Genomic DNA, 16,852 nt, shown 5'->3' on the forward strand with positions numbered 1-16,852 from the left:
GGGTGCCTCATGGACTGAGAACAAAAACTGATAAAATTTAACCTCGCTTCAGGAACCACTATTATGAGTCAGACAACTAACACGCTCAAAGGTCAGTGTATTGCCGAATTTCTGGGGACAGGCTTGATTATTTTCTTCGGCGCAGGCTGTGTGGCTGCACTGAAACTCGCCGGTGCCGCCTTCGGTCAGTGGGAAATCTGCATTATCTGGGGCTTAGCCGTCTCAATGGCTGTCTATCTTACCGCTGGGGTATCAGGTGCGCATCTGAACCCTGCCGTTACGGTTGCGCTCTGCCTGTTTGCCAACTTCGAAGGCCGTAAAGTGGTGCCGTTTATTATGGCGCAAATTGCCGGGGCATTCTGCGCGGCCGCGCTGGTTTATGGCCTCTACTACAGCCTCTTTTTCGATTACGAACAAAGTCATCAGATGGTACGCGGTACGGTTCAGAGTCTGGATCTGGCGGGTATCTTCTCAACCTATCCTAACCCTCACATCAGCGTAGGTCAGGCGTTCCTGGTCGAGATGGTGATTACTGCCGTGCTGATGGCAGTGATTATGGCACTGACCGACGATGGCAACGGTGTACCGCGTGGGCCGATGGCACCGCTGTTAATCGGTCTGCTGGTCGCGGTCATTGGTGGGTCAATGGGTCCACTGACCGGCTTTGCTCTTAACCCGGCACGTGATTTCGGACCTAAGCTGTTCGCCTTCTTCGCTGGCTGGGGTAACGTTGCCTTCACAGGTGGTAAAGATATTCCTTACTTCCTGGTCCCTATTTTTGGCCCGCTGGTCGGTGCCTGCCTGGGTGCAGTCGGTTATCGCACCCTGATTGGCCGCTACCTGCCAGGTGCCGCTAAAGAACCTGCAAAAATTCCAGCAGACAAACCGGTTGCACGCGCTCAGCAGCGTAAAGCGTAAGTTTCACCTTTTATCATCAGGACTGAATTTATGACTACCACAGATAAAAAATATATTGTCGCGCTCGATCAGGGCACAACCAGCTCACGCGCTGTCGTTCTCGACCACGATTCCAATATCGTTGCGGTATCGCAGCGCGAATTTACTCAGATCTACCCGAAAGCGGGCTGGGTTGAGCATGATCCAATGGATATCTGGGCTTCACAAAGCTCTACGCTGGTGGAAGTGCTGGCCCATGCCGACATCCGCTCTGATGAGATTGCGGCTATCGGTATCACTAACCAGCGCGAAACCGCTATCGTGTGGGAAAAAGAGACCGGCAAACCTATCTATAATGCCATCGTCTGGCAGGATCCCCGCACCGCTGACTACTGTAACAAACTGAAGAAAGAGGGCCTGGAAGAGTATATCCAGCACACGACGGGTCTGGTGATTAACCCCTACTTCTCCGGGACAAAAGTGAAGTGGATCCTGGATCACGTTGAAGGCTCACGTGAGCGTGCAAAACGTGGCGAACTGCTGTTCGGTACCGTTGATACCTGGCTGGTCTGGAAAATGACTCAGGGCCGCGTTCACATCACCGACTATACCAACGCCTCACGTACCATGATGTTTAACATTCACAAGCTGGAGTGGGATCAGCGCATGCTGGATATCCTAGATATCCCGCGTGAAATGCTGCCGGAAGTGAAATCTTCGTCTGAAGTCTACGGTCAGACCAACATCGGTGGTAAAGGCGGTACGCGTATTCCTATCGCCGGTATTGCCGGTGACCAGCAGGCCGCGCTGTATGGCCAGCTGTGTGTACAGCCTGGCATGGCGAAAAACACCTACGGCACCGGCTGCTTCATGCTGATGAACACCGGTACTGAAGCGGTGACCTCGACCCATGGCCTGCTGACCACTATCGCCTGTGGCCCGCGCGGTGAAGTGAACTATGCGCTGGAAGGTGCCGTATTCATCGGTGGTGCCTCTATTCAGTGGCTGCGTGATGAAATGAAGCTGATCAGCGAAGCGGCTGACTCTGAATACTTCGCAATGAAAGTGAAAGACACCAACGGCGTTTACATGGTGCCTGCTTTCACCGGCCTGGGTGCACCTTACTGGGACCCGTATGCCCGTGGCGCAATCTTCGGTCTGACGCGCGGCGCAAACTCTAACCACATCATCCGCGCGACGCTGGAGTCGATCGCTTATCAGACGCGTGACGTGCTTGAAGCGATGCAGAACGATGCCAACACCCGCCTGCAGGCGCTGCGTGTGGATGGTGGTGCGGTGTCCAACAACTTCCTGATGCAGTTCCAGGCTGACATCCTCGGTACCCGTGTTGAGCGTCCGGAAGTGCGTGAAGTCACCGCGCTGGGTTCTGCCTATCTGGCGGGTCTGGCTGTCGGCTTCTGGCAGGATCTGGATGAAGTGCGCGCTAAAGCGGTTATTGAGCGTGAGTTCCGTCCAAGCCTGGAAACCACCGAGCGTAACTTCCGCTATGCCGGCTGGAAAAAAGCGGTTGCCCGCGCACAGGCGTGGGAAGACCAGGAGTAATCTCTGTGCCCGCGACGCTGGCCGTCGCGGGCCTTTTCCCCGCCCCACTGCCCCGCTGTGTTACACTGCCTGCCGGTTTTTTGTCAGGTAGATGCCATGAAACGAGAACTTGCCATTGAATTTTCCCGCGTAACCGAAGCTGCCGCCCTGGCAGGCTATCACTGGTTAGGACGCGGCGACAAAAATGCGGCTGACGGTGCGGCAGTCCATGCCATGCGTCATGTCCTGAACTCCATTGAAATTGACGGTCAGATTGTGATCGGTGAAGGCGAAATCGACGAAGCGCCGATGCTCTATATTGGCGAAAAAGTCGGTACCGGTCGCGGCGATGCGGTCGATATTGCTGTCGATCCGATTGAAGGCACCCGCATGACGGCGCTTGGCCAGGCTAACGCACTGGCTGTGATGGCCGTCGGCGATAAAGGCAGCTTTCTGCACGCCCCTGACATGTACATGGAGAAGCTAATTGTCGGTCCGGCAGCGCATGGTGCGATCGACCTCGACCTGCCGCTGGAAACCAACCTGCGTAATATCGCAATAGCGATGAACAAGCCGCTGTCGCAGCTGACCGTATCGATTCTGGCAAAGCCGCGTCACGATGCGGTGATTAGCCAGCTGCAGCAGCTGGGCGTGCGGGTATTTACCTTCCCGGATGGCGACGTCGCCGCCTCGATTCTGACCTGCATGCCGGACAGCGAAGTGGATGTGATGTATGGCATTGGTGGCGCACCGGAAGGCGTAGTCTCTGCGGCGGTGATCCGTGCACTGGACGGCGATATGCAGGGCCGGTTGCTGGCACGTCATCATGTGAAAGGCGACAGCGCTGAAAACCGTCGGCTCGGTGAGCAGGAGCTGCAGCGCTGTGCAGAGATGGGGATTGAAGCGGGTAAAAAGCTGACGCTGAGTGAGATGGCGCGCAACGACAACGTGGTGTTTGCCGCCACCGGCATTACCAGTGGCGAACTACTGAAAGGCATTACGCGTCAGGGCAATATTGCCACCAGCGAAACGCTGCTGATTCGCGGTAAATCACGCACCATTCGCCGCATCCAGTCGATTCACTATCTTGACCGTAAAGATCCGGCGCTCCATCCGTTTATCCTGTAACCGGCTGGTTGCCGCGCTCCGGCTGACGTGAGAGCGGCAACCAGCAGAGCAGCATCACCAGCGCGGTAAAGAACATCAGCATGCCAAGGCTGAACTGATCGCGCTGCGGCATCATGGCTGAGAGCCACGCCACCAGCCCCGATCCCAGATTCTGCATGCCGCCAATCAGTGCGCCCGCGCTACCCGCCAGCCACGCATACGGTTCCATCGCGCCTGAGGTCGCCAGCGGAAACAGCATACCGGCACCAAAGAAGAACAGCGCGGCGGGGACCAGCAGCGTCCAGATATTCATCACGCCGAACCACGCCGGGATCCACATCAGAATGCCCGCCAGCAGGCAGCTATTCACACCCCACCACATCAGGCTGTGCCATGAACCCTGCTCGCGCCCGGCAAACCAGGCACCAAAGAACGCAGCCGGAATCGGCAGGATGAACAGGATGCTGACGGTGAGGCTGTGCAGGCCGAGCACGCCGCCCAGCAGAACGCCACAGCTCGACTCAAAGACCGCAATCCCGGCCAGCGCGCCAATCAGCAGCACAATATAGCGGACGAAATTCGCGTCGCTGAGCAGGCGGGCATAACGTTTAAAGAAAGGGGTCACTTCTGCACTCTGCGGCCGGGTCTCCGGCAGCCAGCGCGCCATGGAACCGGTCACCGCCAGACAGAGCAGCAGCAGAAAGGCAAAACAGGCGTGCCAGCCAAAGAGCTGGGTCAGCAGTGCGCCAATCACCGGCGCCAGCAGCGGGCTGACCAAAATGCCCATATTAAGCAGGCTGTTAGCGCGGCGCAGCGCGTGACCCTCGTAGAGATCGCGCGGCATGGTACGGGCCATCACGCCTGCCACGCCGGTTCCCAGCCCCTGAATAGCACTGCCGAGCACCAGCATATTGAGTGATGTCGCCATCAGAGCCGTGATTGCGCCGATCATAAAGATCATCATGCCCGCCAGGATCACCGGACGACGGCCCACGCTGTCTGACAGCGGACCGTAGATCAGCTGGGATCCGCCATAGGTCATCAGATAGGCCGCCATCACTCGCTGCAGCGCGCCATCCCGCACATTCAGGGCGTCCGCCATCACCGACATCGCCGGGACGTAGATAGTCTGTGCCATCTGCCCGACAGCCACCAGCACAATGAGCATCACCAGCAGTGGGCGATTTTCCAGTTTACTAATCATGATTATGCAAAATTTCTTTCTGTGAAAGGAGGTTAAAACAGCGGTTCACCCGCCAGTCATCTTGTTATGGCGGGCAAAATATCAGGATTAGATGACAAAGCGAGAGGTAAGCGAAAAGGTCCCGGCTTGCGCCTGTCAAGTTTATGCGCCAGCCTGTAAAGACAAAGCAACAGTTTGTCGATTAGAGCCTTTGCCAGGGCGCAGGCTGGCAATCTCACCGGCGAGTCGCGAAAATAGTGACCTGCCTGAATAATCAACAACCAGGGAGTGATTATGGCTGAGTGGGTCAATGGTGAAGTAAAGGAAGTCAAAAACTGGACTGATGCATTGTTTAGTCTCCGGGTAAAAGCGCCCATCGATCCCTTTATCGCCGGGCAATTTGCCAAGCTGGCGCTGGAAATCGACGGTGAGCGGGTGCAGCGCGCTTACTCCTACGTTAATGCGCCGAAAGATGACCTGCTGGAGTTTTATCTGGTTACGGTGCCAGACGGCAAGCTGAGTCCGCATCTGCAGGCACTTCAGCCGGGCGATCAGGTGATGGTCACCAAAGAAGCTGCGGGATTCTTTGTGCTGGATGAAGTCCCGGAGTGCAAAACCTTATGGATGCTGGCAACCGGCACCGCGATTGGTCCCTACCTGTCGATGCTCCAGCAGGGCGAAGGGCTGGATCGCTTTGAAAACATCGTGCTGGTGCATGCTGCGCGCTATGCGGCTGACCTGAGCTTTTTGCCGATGATGCAGCAGCTGCAGCAGCGCTATCACGGTAAATTGCACATCCAGACGGTAGTGAGTCGCGAAGCGATCCCCGGTTCGCTGACGGGCCGGGTCCCGGCGCTGATTGAAAATGGCGAGCTGGAGCGTGCCACCGGATTAACGCTGGATGCCGACAGCAGCCATGTGATGCTGTGCGGCAACCCGCAGATGGTGCGTGATACGCAGCAGTTACTGAAAGAGACGCGCGAGATGCGCAAACACCTGAAGCGTAAGCCGGGCCATATCACCAGTGAACATTACTGGTGAGCCGTTTGCCGGTATCGCACCGGCTGCGTCGCGGTACCAAACCGGTTAGCGCCAGGGGTACCGCGAAAGACGCCGAGATCGAGCAGCAGGCCAGCTATCAACATAAACGGAATGGCGCGGCCCAGCAGCCAGGGCAGTACACTCCCCAGCATGCTCCAGTTTCCCGCCACCAGCAGCCAGGCAACAATCACCAGAAACCCCCAGTAGCCACGTCGGTTACGATCGTGCAGCCGTTTAACCATAACCGCGCTGGCGGGCCACAGCAGGCAGACCACGCCAAAGGCCGCCATCTGGGTATCAATCCAGTCGTTTGCTGCTAAGACGAATAACAGTGTCGTGGTCAGCAACCAGACCGCCTGCCAGATCCAGAAATCACGTCGTCCCAGCCGGCCGCGCCAGGAAAAACACCCTTGTTGTAACGTCATGCATTATCATCCAGAGAGAAGAGAACCGCCGCGCTTTTGACCTCGCGGATAAAAACCGTTTTAATTTGCGCCTGAGTTTACGGGTTAGGATCGACAAAATGAAGAATTTGCCTGGCGCACTGCTGTTATCGTTTGCGCTGACGGTTCCGGTCTTTGCCGCCGATCCGCCACCGCAGGATCGGCCCGATGCGTTGCCCACCGCGCCTTATCTGCTGGCGGGCGCGCCCACCTTTGATATGACTATCGGCCAGTTTCGCGAAAAATATAATCTGGCCAATGCAGCGCTGATGCTGCCGGAGTATCGCGCTATTGATAACCGGGGTGATAAAAGCAACCTGACTCGCGCCGCCAGCAAAATCAATGAAACGCTCTATGCCTCAACCGCGCTGGAGCCCGGCACCGGCAAAATCAAGACGCTGCAGATTACCTGGCTGCCACTACCTGGCCCGGACCAGAGCGCCTCGCAGCAAAAAGCACTGGCCTACATGACCGCCATGCTGCGCTTCTTTGTACCGGGATTAAGTACCGACGAGGGGCGTAAAAAGCTGGAGGGTCTGCTGAAGGAAGGTAAGGATTTACCCTACTTTGCGCAGGTCGACGGCGCATTGCGTTTTGTGGTCGCTGACAACGGCGACAAGGGGCTGACCTTCGCGGTCGAACCGGTCAAACTGGCGCTCGCGAGTCCCTGATGATGTGGCTGAAAATGACGAAAAGCAAAGCCATCACTACATTTGATCTCTATACTGTCTGGCAGACAACGCTGCCGGCTGGCAGCGATTTTTCATGTATCGCGTTATGCGGAGGATAGAATGCGACATCCACTGGTTATGGGTAACTGGAAGTTGAATGGCAGCAAGCAGATCACAGCTGAACTGATCGCCGGTCTGCGCAAGGAACTCTCTGGCGTTGAGGGTTGTGGCGTCGCCATTGCACCGCCAGCGCTCTATCTCGAGCAGGCAAAACACGCCATCTCCGGTAGCCACATCACACTGGGTGCGCAGAACGTGGACGTTAACCTGTCTGGCGCGTTTACCGGTGAAGTTTCCGCTGAAATGCTGAAAGATATCGGCGCGAAATATATCATTATCGGTCACTCAGAACGCCGCACTTACCACAAAGAGAGCGACGAGTTCATCGCGAAGAAATACGCGGTACTGAAGTCAGTGGGCCTGGTCCCGGTACTGTGCATTGGTGAAACCGAAGCAGAAAACGAAGCGGGTAAAACCGAAGAAGTCTGCGCGCGTCAGCTGGATGCCGTTCTGGAAACTCAGGGCGCTGAAGCGTTCAAAGATGCGGTTATCGCGTATGAGCCCGTCTGGGCCATCGGTACCGGCAAATCTGCGACCCCTGCTCAGGCACAGGCCGTCCACAAATTCATCCGTGATCATATCGCGAAGAAAGATGCGGCTATCGCAGAACAGGTCATCATTCAGTACGGCGGCTCGGTTAACGATAAGAATGCTGCTGAGCTGTTCACCCAGCCTGACATCGATGGCGCGCTGGTTGGCGGTGCGTCACTGAAAGCAGATGCTTTCGCGGTAATCGTTAAAGCTGCGGCGGCTGCAAAAAGCGCTTAAGCATTAGCATTCCGGTCAGAGGCGGCGCTTAAGCCGCCTTTTTTATGGGCGCAATCAGCTGACAGGCGTGATCCTGCAACTCCTCCGCCGAACCACTGTTCAGTAGCAGCCAGTTCCGCTCTATCGCCATTAACACCAGTCGCCCATCGCTTAATTCAGCCAGTGCCAGCCCATATTTCCCCATCTCTGTGCGTGCCTGTGGCCGTTCATCGGCAAGCCGGATAAAGGCACTCTGCTGAGTCAGCTCACCTGCCGTCAGGGTTCGCAGCCAGTAGCGGTGCTTACGTAGCATGAGTTCCTGCCACTGACCGCCCAGCTGCGGCGTCAGCTGATCCAGCTGTTGACGCACATCGGGTCGCAGACAGGAGAGATGAATATGGAGCTGATTCTGCGTGCGGCCATATTGTGAATTGATCGCCAGTGACAGAACCCGATCAGCAATGGGTGAGCCACGTCGCTGTGCAAGCAGGGTTCGTTCATGCCACGCAAGGGCAAAATAGTTGGGCGTCGCGGGTTGCAGTAACCGGGGGCTTTCGATACCGGTGATTTTGTCGAGCGGGATCAGCAGATACTGCAACGGCCCGTTCATATCTTTCAGCATGGCATAGCGATGCGGCTGGTCGACACGCTGGCAGGGCGCAGGGTCTCCGCTGTTTTGCTGATGAGGCAGGCATTTCTCGCTGACGATCTGCCAGAGTGCATCACTGTTCTTTTTGAAATGCAGTGCGGCGGCCAGCATCCCCACAGCAGCCAGCGCCAGCAGAGCGGCAACCAGGCGGGTTGCACGACGATTGGTCGGCATAACAACGCTTCCTGAATGGTTTAGCAGCCTGCATCCTCGCCTGCCGGGAAAAAAATGTCACGGGGAATTCGGCCTGATGAACTGGCGGCTGGGCAGAGAAGAGAAAAGACGTGAGGGTGGCGGACAAGCGGTCAGCGCAGAGCGCACTGACCGCAATACATTATGGTTTCATGACCTCGTCATAGCTGCCGCCATCGGCGAAGTGGGCTTTCTGAGCCTGCGCCCAGCCACCAAACTTGTCCTGAATGGTAAACAGCTTCACTGGCGCAAAGGTGCTGGCAAATTTCTTCGCGATTTCAGCATCACGCGGACGATAGTAATTCTGTGCAGCGATGGTCTGGCCTTCTGGCGAGTAGAGATATTTCAGATACTCATCAGCGACTTTACGCGTGCCCTTTTCATCCACCACTTTGTCGACCACCGACACGGTCGGTTCAGCCAGAATCGATTCGCTCGGGGTAACAATCTCGAACTTATCTTTGCCCAGTTTGTTAACGGCCAGATAAGCTTCGTTTTCCCAGGCGATCAGCACATCACCAATCCCGCGCTCAACGAAGGTGTTGGTTGCGCCACGTGCACCCGAATCCTGTACTTCAACGTTTTTGAAGAGCGCTCTGACGTAAGCCAGTGCTTTGGCCTGATCGCCGTTGTTATGATCCAGTGCCCAGCCCCAAGCCGCCAGATAGTTCCAGCGTGCGCCGCCGGACGTTTTCGGGTTCGGGGTAATCACAGATACGCCAGGTTTGGTCAGGTCACTCCAGTCATGGATACCCTTAGGGTTATCTTTACGAACCAGGAAGACAATGGTCGAGGTGTAAGGCGCAGAGTTGTCCGGCAGACGCTTGATCCAGTTCTTATCAATACGACCACGTTCGGCAATGGCATCAACATCCGATTGCAGCGCCAGTGTGACCACATCCGCACGGATGCCGTTAATCACGGAGGTCGCCTGCTTGCCAGAGCCACCATGCGACTGGCGGACCACGACATTATCGCCGGTTTCCTGTTTATAGTGCGCACTGAACGCTTTGTTGTACTGTTCGTACAGCTCACGCGTTGGATCATAGGAAACGTTTAACAGCTGAATGTCTTTCGCCAGCACGCTGGTTGAGGCCAGCAACAGGGTAACGCCAATACTCCACTTGTTCATTACGCACTCTCCCAATGTCGTTATGGGCTAAGCGTGACATAAACTATTACAGAGCTAAAAGAATTAAAAATAAGCTGTTATAACCGCGGGGAATATAGAAGGAAAATGCCGGGGCATGCTGTGCAGCACACCCCCGCAGGGGAATTAATAGAGCTTTTTCGCGGTGTCCAGCCAGTCGCGCTTGAACGGACGCTTCATGTTTTCAATGGCGTCGACGATATCGTGATGCACCATCTTCTCGTTCTGAATACCGACACAACGGCCGCCGTAACCCTGCATCAGCAGTTCAATTGAGTAAGCGCCCATGCGTGACGCCAGGATACGGTCATAAGCACAAGGTGCCCCACCACGCTGAATATGGCCCAGAACGGTCGAACGGGTTTCACGTTTGGTTTCTGTTTCAATGAAACGCGCCAGATCGTCTATATCGCAGATGTGTTCGGTAATCGCTACGATAGCGTGTTTTTTACCTTTGGCGATGCCCGCTTTGATTTCCGCAACCAGCTCTTCGCGGGTATACGGGAACTCTGGCAGGACGATGAACTCACAGCCACCGGCAATCGCCGCTGCCAGGGTCAGATCACCACAATAGCGGCCCATCACTTCAACAATCGAAATACGCTGATGCGAAGAAGAGGTATCACGCAGGCGGTCAATCGCTTCAACCACGGTTTCCAGGGCAGTGAAATAACCGATGGTGTAATCCGTTCCGGCCACGTCATTATCGATGGTGCCTGGCAGACCGATGCAGGGGAAGCCCATTTCAGTCAGGCGCTTAGCACCCATGTAAGAACCATCACCACCAATTACAACCAGCGCATCGATGCCGCGCTTTTTCATGTTCTCAATGGCAACCTGGCGCACATCTTCATTACGGAACTCAGGGAAACGCGCTGAGCCCAGGAACGTGCCGCCACGGTTAATCATGTCGGAGACGCTGTAGCGATCAAGATTGATCATGCGATCTTCGTACAATCCCAGATAACCGTCATAGATCCCAAAAACTTCCAGTCCTTCACTCAGCGCGGAACGAACCACTCCACGAATAGCTGCGTTCATGCCTGGGGCGTCACCGCCGCTGGTTAATACACCAATTTTTTTGATCATGACAACCTCTGGATTGTTCAAAACTAAGGGTTAATCCTGCCTGTCGATCGCTGCTGAAGGTCATTTTACGATTAGCGCGACATGTGATGGCAGATAGTATATCAAAGGCTTGCTGCTGAATTGATTCAGGTCAGACAACTTTTCACTATTTTTTGCAGCAATGTTAGCGTTACGTCATTCCTTTCGTATCGATTTGATTCATTTACGTTAAAAACCTAAAGAATCCTCTCTCTCGAACGGTACCACAGAACAGGGATCCTGATGGATAATTACGTCTGACCCAGGAAATTCTTTGCGCAACGCCTTCTCAACCTGATCGGCTACCCGGTGCGCCTGCACCAGTGGCAACTGGTCTTCCAGTTCCAGATGTAGCTGAATAAATTTAGTCGGGCCGGACTGGCGGGTTCGCAGATCGTGGACGCCCTGCACCTGTGGCCAGTTTGTCGCCAGCGTCAGAATCTGCTGCCGCTCCTCTTCCGGTAGCGCGCGATCCAGCAATGACTGCACCGCCTCATAGCCCATACGCAACGCACTGTAGAGAATGAAAATGCCAATCCCCAGCGCGAACAGGGCATCTGCCCGGGCAAAGCCATAGCTGCTCAGGACCAGCGCGATCAGAATGGCACCATTCATGATGACGTCCGACTGATAGTGCAGCATGTCAGCCCGAATCGCCTGGCTACGGGTTTTACGCACCACCCAGCGCTGAAAGGCGACCAGCACCAGCGTTGAGCTCAGTGCCACAACGGTCACCACAATACCGACGCCGGGTGCCCGCATCTCACTGGGCGAGGCAAGATGCTGCAGGCCGGTCAGAAACAGAAACAGTGCCGAGCCGGAGATAAACATACTTTGCGCCAGTGCTGCCAGCGACTCTGCTTTGCCGTGCCCGAACGTGTGATCTTCGTCGGCAGGCTGCAGCGCATAACGCACCACCAGCAGATTGGTCAGCGAGGCAGCGATATCCACCAGCGAGTCCACCAGTGAGGCCAGCAAACTCACCGAACCGGTGTACCACCAGGCAAAAATTTTCACGATTAACAGCACAGATGCAAGAATGGTGGCGGCCAGCGCAGCACGCTTTACCAGTCGGCCATAAGAGGGTTGCATGCCAGATTCCCTATGCAGCATCAGCGACGATGCGTACTCAAATGAAAGAATGGCTAAAGTTTAACACCAGGAGGCGGGCAGTGCTTAGCGGGTCATTCAACGGCTCAGTTTCTTTTGCAAAAGCCTGGCAGGCATAAAAAACAAGCCCCGACCTCGGGGAGGACGGGGCAAAGTGTCATACACATCAGTGTCAGACCACAGTCATGTGCTGGTCTGGGCTGAGAAAGACGCGGCGATTACTTTTTGCCGCCCTTTTTCCCTGCTTCTGATGCTTTTTCACGATCGTTTTTGAAGTTTCCGCCGCCGCTGCTCTGGCCGCCTTTCTTACCGGCTTCAGACGCTTTTTGCGGATTATCTGCGAAATTACCTGAACCACCACGATGCTCTGCCATAACTTACTCCGTTAATAGATTCATTCAGGACTACATAATGTGGTTGTTGCTCCCTGAGACTTCGCAAAGACACTTAACTTCCCTGCAGTGACAGGATTAAGTGTAGAGGGTGCGCCTGAACCGGCAAGCGTAACGCGGGAAAACCAACACGTTGATAGTTAAGATAAAAGCTTACACCACAAGGTTATAAATCTATCATTTTCAGTGGCTTAAAGTATTTAAATGGCCTTAAAATGCTTACCGGTACGCTTAAATTTACGTTATGGCCTGAATAGTCAATAATCGTCGGGCCTGACAAACAAACGTTAAACAAGCGCTAATAAAATGGAGGTTTTGTTGCGCGGTGATGATTCCAGTCAAATTAAAAAAAGCGAAAAAAAGATAAAAAAAACCCCCACCATCATGGCGGGGGAAGACAGGGATGTGTCTATGGCAAGGAAAACAGGGATACTATGTTACTGGTTACTGCTGGTACTACTCACTGCCTGCAGCGATGACACTGACTGCAGATTCGAAAACTGTCGCAGCTCGTTAAGTCGCCGCTGGTAATTCTTCTGCAACGTGGCCTGCTGGTCCGGCGTTAGCAGTTGAAACATTTGATTCTGTACGCGCGCCATCTCAACCTGCTGTTCAACCTGAACTCTGGCGATGACTTCCGCCTTTGCGCGGATGGCCGCTTCGTTAAACTGGTCTGCAGTCACTAAGTCGTGTAGTGCTGCGATATCGTCAATATGAACGACCGGGCGCTCATGTCGGGCCTGTTGCATCAGGTCCCGCATCTGCTGACGCTGCTCTTCAGTCAGCTCGATACCATCGAACATGTGGCTTTGCGGATTTTGCGTCATACTGCCTGTCGGCAATCCGCCATGATGCATCTCGTCAATCGTCGTCGCATCTTTAGCACCTGCGCTGGCGAGACTCAGAGCCATCGCTGAGGCAAGGACGACGGCGGTTAATTTGCGCATCGTGTACTCCAGTTCGTTCCGTTTTGCGATTCAACGAGAGCCAGTGTACGGCGACAGCTGCAAACATCCGTCAGGGGGTGTAAAACTACGTAAAGCGATAGATAGGTGCGCCAGGAACACGGTATTTTGCCTGCGGAGGGCTACAAAAATGAATAAAATCCTGTTGGTAGATGATGACCGCGAATTAACTTCGCTTTTAAAAGAACTGTTAGAAATGGAAGGGTTTGAAGTGGTGGTAGCCAGCGATGGTGAACAAGCGCTGAACCTGCTCGATAACTCTATTGATTTGCTTTTACTGGATGTCATGATGCCGAAGAAAAACGGTATCGACACCCTGAAAGAACTGCGACAGCAACATCAGACCCCCGTCATCATGCTAACGGCGCGCGGCAGCGAGCTGGATCGCGTACTGGGCCTTGAACTGGGTGCAGATGACTATCTGCCCAAGCCGTTTAACGATCGCGAACTGGTGGCGCGTATCCGCGCTATTCTGCGGCGCTCCAACTGGAGTGAACAGCAGCAGCAACACGACAATAGCTCGCCCACACTGGAAGTGGACTGCCTGCGGCTCAATCCTGGCCGTCAGGAAGCGAGTTTTGATGATGTCACGCTAGATCTCACCGGCACGGAGTTCACCCTGCTCTATCTGCTTGCGCAGCACCTGGGCCAGGTTGTATCGCGTGAACATCTGAGTCAGGAAGTGCTGGGCAAGCGCCTGACACCTTTTGACCGCGCCATTGATATGCACATCTCAAATCTGCGTCGCAAGCTGCCTGAACGCCGTGACGGTCATCCCTGGTTTAAAACCTTACGTGGCCGCGGCTACCTGATGGTTTCGGCATCATGATTGGAAGTCTGACCACCCGTATCTTCGCCATCTTCTGGTTAACGCTGGCGCTGGTGTTGATGCTGGTGCTAATGGTGCCCAAGCTCGATTCACGACAGATGACCTCGCTGCTGGAGAGTGAGCAGCGGCAGGGCATCATGATTGAGCAACACGTCGAAGCAGAGCTGTCACAGGATCCCCCTAACGATCTGATGTGGTGGCGTCGTCTGTTTCGCGCCGTGGAGAAGTGGGCACCGCCGGGTCAGCGGCTGCTGTTAGTGACCAGTGAAGGTCGGGTGATTGGCGCGCAACATAATGAAATGCAGGTTATCCGCAATTTTATCGGCCAGTCTGATAACGCCGATCATCCGCAGAAGAAGAAATATGGTCGTGTTGAGCTGGTAGGGCCTTTTGCCGTCCGGGATGGCGAAGATAACTACCAGCTTTACATGATCCGTCCCGCCAACAGCTCCCAGCTCGATTTCGTCAACCTGCTGTTTGACCGTCCGTTACTGCTGCTTATTGTCACCATGCTCATCAGCTCACCGCTGCTGCTGTGGCTCGCCTGGAGCCTGGCGCGTCCGGCGCGTAAGCTGAAATATGCCGCCGATGAAGTCGCAAGCGGAAACCTGCGTCAGCATCCGGAACTGGAATCGGGCCCACAGGAGTTTCTGGCGGCGGGTTCCAGCTTTAACCAGATGGTCAGTGCGCTGGAGCGGATGATGACCGGTCAGCAACGTCTGCTATCGGATATCAGCCATGAGCTTCGTACCCCGCTTACCCGTCTGCAACTGGCTACCGCGCTGCTGCGTCGGCGTCAGGGCGAAGGTAAAGAGCTGGAGCGGATTGAGATGGAAGCACAGCGTCTTGATGGCATGATCAACGACCTGCTCGTGCTGTCACGCACCCAGCATAAAAATGCACTGGTCAGCGAAGCGATGAAGGCGAATCAGCTGTGGAATGGGGTGCTGGAAGATGCCCGTTTCGAAGCGGAACAGATGGGCAAGAAGATGGATATCCCCTACCCGCCTGGCCCGTGGCCGCTCTATGGCAACCCTCATGCGCTGGAGAGTGCGCTGGAAAATATCGTCCGCAATGCGCTGCGCTATTCACACACGCATATCAGCGTCAGCTTCTCCGTCGATATTTCTGGTATCACGGTACACGTTGATGATGACGGTCCTGGCGTGAGCCCGGAAGATCGCGAACAGATTTTCCGTCCCTTCTATCGTACTGATGAAGCACGCGATCGTGAGTCAGGCGGTACCGGCCTTGGCCTGGCGATTGTCGAAACAGCAGTGCAGCAGCATCGCGGCTGGGTTAAAGCCGATGACAGCCCACTGGGCGGCCTGCGTCTGACCCTCTGGTTGCCACTCTACTCCTCCGGTCGTCAATAATTTGCTATGCTTCGGCCCCTGTCATCGGGGGCCTTATGCTTAACATTGTCTTGTTTGAACCAGAAATTCCGCCAAATACCGGCAATATCATTCGCCTGTGCGCCAATACGGGCTTCCAGCTTCATCTGATTCAGCCGCTCGGCTTCGCGTGGGATGACAAGCGTTTACGTCGCGCCGGACTGGATTACCACGAATTCACGGCCATAAAATTCCATGCTGACTATCAGGCGTTTATCGCCGCGGAGTCGCCTGAACGTCTGTTTGCGCTGACGACCAAAGGGACGCCTGCACACAGTGCCGTCGCGTATCAGGCGGGCGATTATCTGCTGTTTGGACCTGAGAGCCGTGGACTGCCAGCGGAAATTCTGGCGGCATTACCGGCGCAGCAGAAAATCCGCATCCCGATGAGAGCGGAGAGCCGCAGCATGAATTTATCGAATGCCGTGTCGGTGGTGGTCTATGAAGCGTGGCGCCAGCTGGATTACGCGGGCGCACTGATTAAAGACTAGATGCCGTCGCCAAACTGAAAACCGGCCAGGCTGCCATTGAAGTGCTGATCCATATCCATTGACGGCTTTTCACTGCCTGGCTTGCCGACGATACGCGCGGGTACGCCTGCTGCCGTGGTATGTGGTGGTACAGGCTGTAACACCACAGAACCCGCGCCGATTTTTGCTCCCCTGCCGACTTCAATGTTGCCCAGCACTTTCGCACCGGCACCAATCATCACCCCTTCGCGGATTTTCGGATGGCGGTCGCCGCTGGTTTTGCCAGTACCGCCCAGCGTCACCGATTGCAGGATCGAGACATCATTCTCAACCACGGCGGTTTCACCAATCACAATGCCGGTGGCATGGTCGAGCATGATGCCGTGGCCTATATTCGCAGCGGGATGAATATCGACAGCAAAGGAGACGGAAATTTCATTCTGCAGATAAACCGCCAGCGCGCGTCGGCCTTCATTCCACAGCCAGTGACCAATGCGGTAGGCCTGAAGCGCATGGAACCCTTTGAGATAGAGCAGCGGCGTGGAATATTTATCGACCGCCGGGTCGCGCTGACGTACCGCCTGAATATCGTAAGCCGCTGACAGTATCATTGACGGATCTTCACGGTAGGCTTCTTCAACGATTTCACGAATGGCGATAGCAGGCATAATCGGGTTTGCCAGCTTGTTGGCCAGCATGTAACTCAGTGCACTACCGAGATTTTCATGCTTGAGCAATGTCGCGTGGAAGAAGCTGGCCAGCATCGGCTCACAATCAGCCAGGGCGCGCGCTTCTGCTTTGATATTATTCCAGACCAGTTCTAACTCATCAGACGACATTGCT

18 protein-coding genes are annotated in these 16,852 nt (G+C 55.1%); 9 read left to right on the forward strand and 9 right to left on the reverse strand.

What is annotated here, in order from left to right; all coding sequences use genetic code 11:
• The first annotated feature begins 63 nt into the window (after positions 1 to 63).
• The 3 genes from IBT54_RS18930 (at position 64) to glpX (ending at position 3,567) form a co-directional block, all read left to right on the forward strand.
• Positions 64 to 918: an MIP/aquaporin family protein gene (locus IBT54_RS18930; protein ID WP_201252747.1), complete on the forward strand. Its 855-nt coding sequence runs from the start codon at positions 64 to 66 to the stop codon at positions 916 to 918.
• Between the two features lie 30 nt (positions 919 to 948).
• Positions 949 to 2,460 (forward strand): glycerol kinase GlpK, encoded by a 1,512-nt coding sequence (gene glpK, locus IBT54_RS18935; protein WP_013359472.1) that lies wholly within the window; start codon positions 949 to 951, stop codon positions 2,458 to 2,460.
• Between the two features lie 96 nt (positions 2,461 to 2,556).
• Positions 2,557 to 3,567 (forward strand): class II fructose-bisphosphatase, encoded by a 1,011-nt coding sequence (glpX, locus tag IBT54_RS18940; protein WP_013359473.1) that lies wholly within the window; start codon positions 2,557 to 2,559, stop codon positions 3,565 to 3,567.
• On the opposite strand, the gene emrD is transcribed toward glpX, so the two are convergent.
• Positions 3,557 to 4,750: a multidrug efflux MFS transporter EmrD gene (emrD, locus tag IBT54_RS18945; RefSeq protein ID WP_147789959.1), complete on the reverse strand. Its 1,194-nt coding sequence runs from the start codon at positions 4,748 to 4,750 to the stop codon at positions 3,557 to 3,559. The two genes, glpX and emrD, sit on opposite strands and share 11 nt — an antisense overlap.
• Positions 4,751 to 5,023: 273 nt before the next feature.
• Between emrD and fpr the strand changes: the two genes are divergently transcribed.
• Entirely contained in the window at positions 5,024 to 5,770 is a 747-nt protein-coding gene (gene fpr, locus IBT54_RS18950) for a ferredoxin--NADP(+) reductase (RefSeq protein ID WP_013359475.1), read from the forward strand.
• Here fpr and IBT54_RS18955 read toward each other — a convergent pair.
• Positions 5,761 to 6,195: a DUF805 domain-containing protein gene (locus IBT54_RS18955; RefSeq protein ID WP_095706508.1), complete on the reverse strand. Its 435-nt coding sequence runs from the start codon at positions 6,193 to 6,195 to the stop codon at positions 5,761 to 5,763. The genes fpr and IBT54_RS18955 overlap by 10 nt on opposite strands.
• A 98-nt stretch (positions 6,196 to 6,293) precedes the next feature.
• Between IBT54_RS18955 and IBT54_RS18960 the strand changes: the two genes are divergently transcribed.
• Complete coding sequence (locus IBT54_RS18960) at positions 6,294 to 6,884, forward strand: DUF1454 family protein (RefSeq protein ID WP_201252748.1); 591 nt, start codon at positions 6,294 to 6,296, stop codon at positions 6,882 to 6,884.
• A gap of 120 nt (positions 6,885 to 7,004) precedes the next feature.
• The gene (tpiA, locus tag IBT54_RS18965; RefSeq protein ID WP_201252749.1) at positions 7,005 to 7,772 is read left to right on the forward strand and encodes a triose-phosphate isomerase; all 768 of its coding nucleotides are present in this window, start codon (positions 7,005 to 7,007) and stop codon (positions 7,770 to 7,772) included.
• 28 nt (positions 7,773 to 7,800) lie between these two features.
• Here the strand turns inward: tpiA and IBT54_RS18970 are convergent, their stop codons facing one another.
• From IBT54_RS18970 to cpxP, 6 genes are all read right to left on the reverse strand, one after another.
• Entirely contained in the window at positions 7,801 to 8,574 is a 774-nt protein-coding gene (locus IBT54_RS18970; protein ID WP_201252750.1) for a CDP-diacylglycerol diphosphatase, read from the reverse strand.
• Between the two features lie 160 nt (positions 8,575 to 8,734).
• On the reverse strand, positions 8,735 to 9,724 hold the full coding sequence (locus IBT54_RS18975) for a sulfate ABC transporter substrate-binding protein (protein ID WP_013359480.1): 990 nt from the start codon (positions 9,722 to 9,724) through the stop codon (positions 8,735 to 8,737).
• A gap of 144 nt (positions 9,725 to 9,868) precedes the next feature.
• Complete coding sequence (gene pfkA / locus IBT54_RS18980) at positions 9,869 to 10,831, reverse strand: 6-phosphofructokinase (protein ID WP_003851263.1); 963 nt, start codon at positions 10,829 to 10,831, stop codon at positions 9,869 to 9,871.
• 207 nt (positions 10,832 to 11,038) lie between these two features.
• Positions 11,039 to 11,941, reverse strand: coding sequence for a CDF family cation-efflux transporter FieF (fieF, locus tag IBT54_RS18985; protein ID WP_033784292.1), 903 nt, complete (start codon positions 11,939 to 11,941; stop codon positions 11,039 to 11,041).
• Positions 11,942 to 12,177: 236 nt separating this feature from the next.
• Positions 12,178 to 12,333 carry a general stress protein gene (locus IBT54_RS18990; RefSeq protein WP_010258211.1) on the reverse strand — a complete coding sequence of 52 codons (156 nt, stop codon included), beginning with the start codon at positions 12,331 to 12,333 and terminating at the stop codon, positions 12,178 to 12,180.
• A 455-nt stretch (positions 12,334 to 12,788) separates the two neighbouring features.
• On the reverse strand, positions 12,789 to 13,298 hold the full coding sequence (gene cpxP / locus IBT54_RS18995) for a cell-envelope stress modulator CpxP (protein WP_013359483.1): 510 nt from the start codon (positions 13,296 to 13,298) through the stop codon (positions 12,789 to 12,791).
• Between the two features lie 148 nt (positions 13,299 to 13,446).
• Here cpxP and cpxR point away from each other — a divergent pair, with 148 nt between their 5' ends.
• From cpxR to trmL, 3 genes are read left to right on the forward strand one after another with little or no spacing between them, the layout of a single operon-like run.
• A complete protein-coding gene (gene cpxR, locus IBT54_RS19000; RefSeq protein ID WP_009088062.1) occupies positions 13,447 to 14,145 on the forward strand; it encodes an envelope stress response regulator transcription factor CpxR in 699 nt (232 codons plus the stop codon).
• Complete coding sequence (gene cpxA / locus IBT54_RS19005) at positions 14,142 to 15,521, forward strand: envelope stress sensor histidine kinase CpxA (RefSeq protein WP_013359484.1); 1,380 nt, start codon at positions 14,142 to 14,144, stop codon at positions 15,519 to 15,521. Before cpxR ends, cpxA begins: the two co-directional genes overlap by 4 nt.
• Positions 15,522 to 15,556: 35 nt before the next feature.
• Positions 15,557 to 16,030, forward strand: a complete 474-nt coding sequence (trmL, locus tag IBT54_RS19010; protein ID WP_013359485.1) for a tRNA (uridine(34)/cytosine(34)/5-carboxymethylaminomethyluridine(34)-2'-O)-methyltransferase TrmL — start codon at positions 15,557 to 15,559, stop codon at positions 16,028 to 16,030.
• Here trmL and cysE read toward each other — a convergent pair.
• Positions 16,027 to 16,848 carry a serine O-acetyltransferase gene (cysE, locus tag IBT54_RS19015; RefSeq protein ID WP_013359486.1) on the reverse strand — a complete coding sequence of 274 codons (822 nt, stop codon included), beginning with the start codon at positions 16,846 to 16,848 and terminating at the stop codon, positions 16,027 to 16,029. The two genes, trmL and cysE, sit on opposite strands and share 4 nt — an antisense overlap.
• Positions 16,849 to 16,852: the final 4 nt, after the last annotated feature.

Source organism: Pantoea sp. S62 (genome assembly GCF_016658625.1).
Taxonomy (GTDB): Bacteria; Pseudomonadota; Gammaproteobacteria; order Enterobacterales; family Enterobacteriaceae; genus Pantoea; species Pantoea vagans.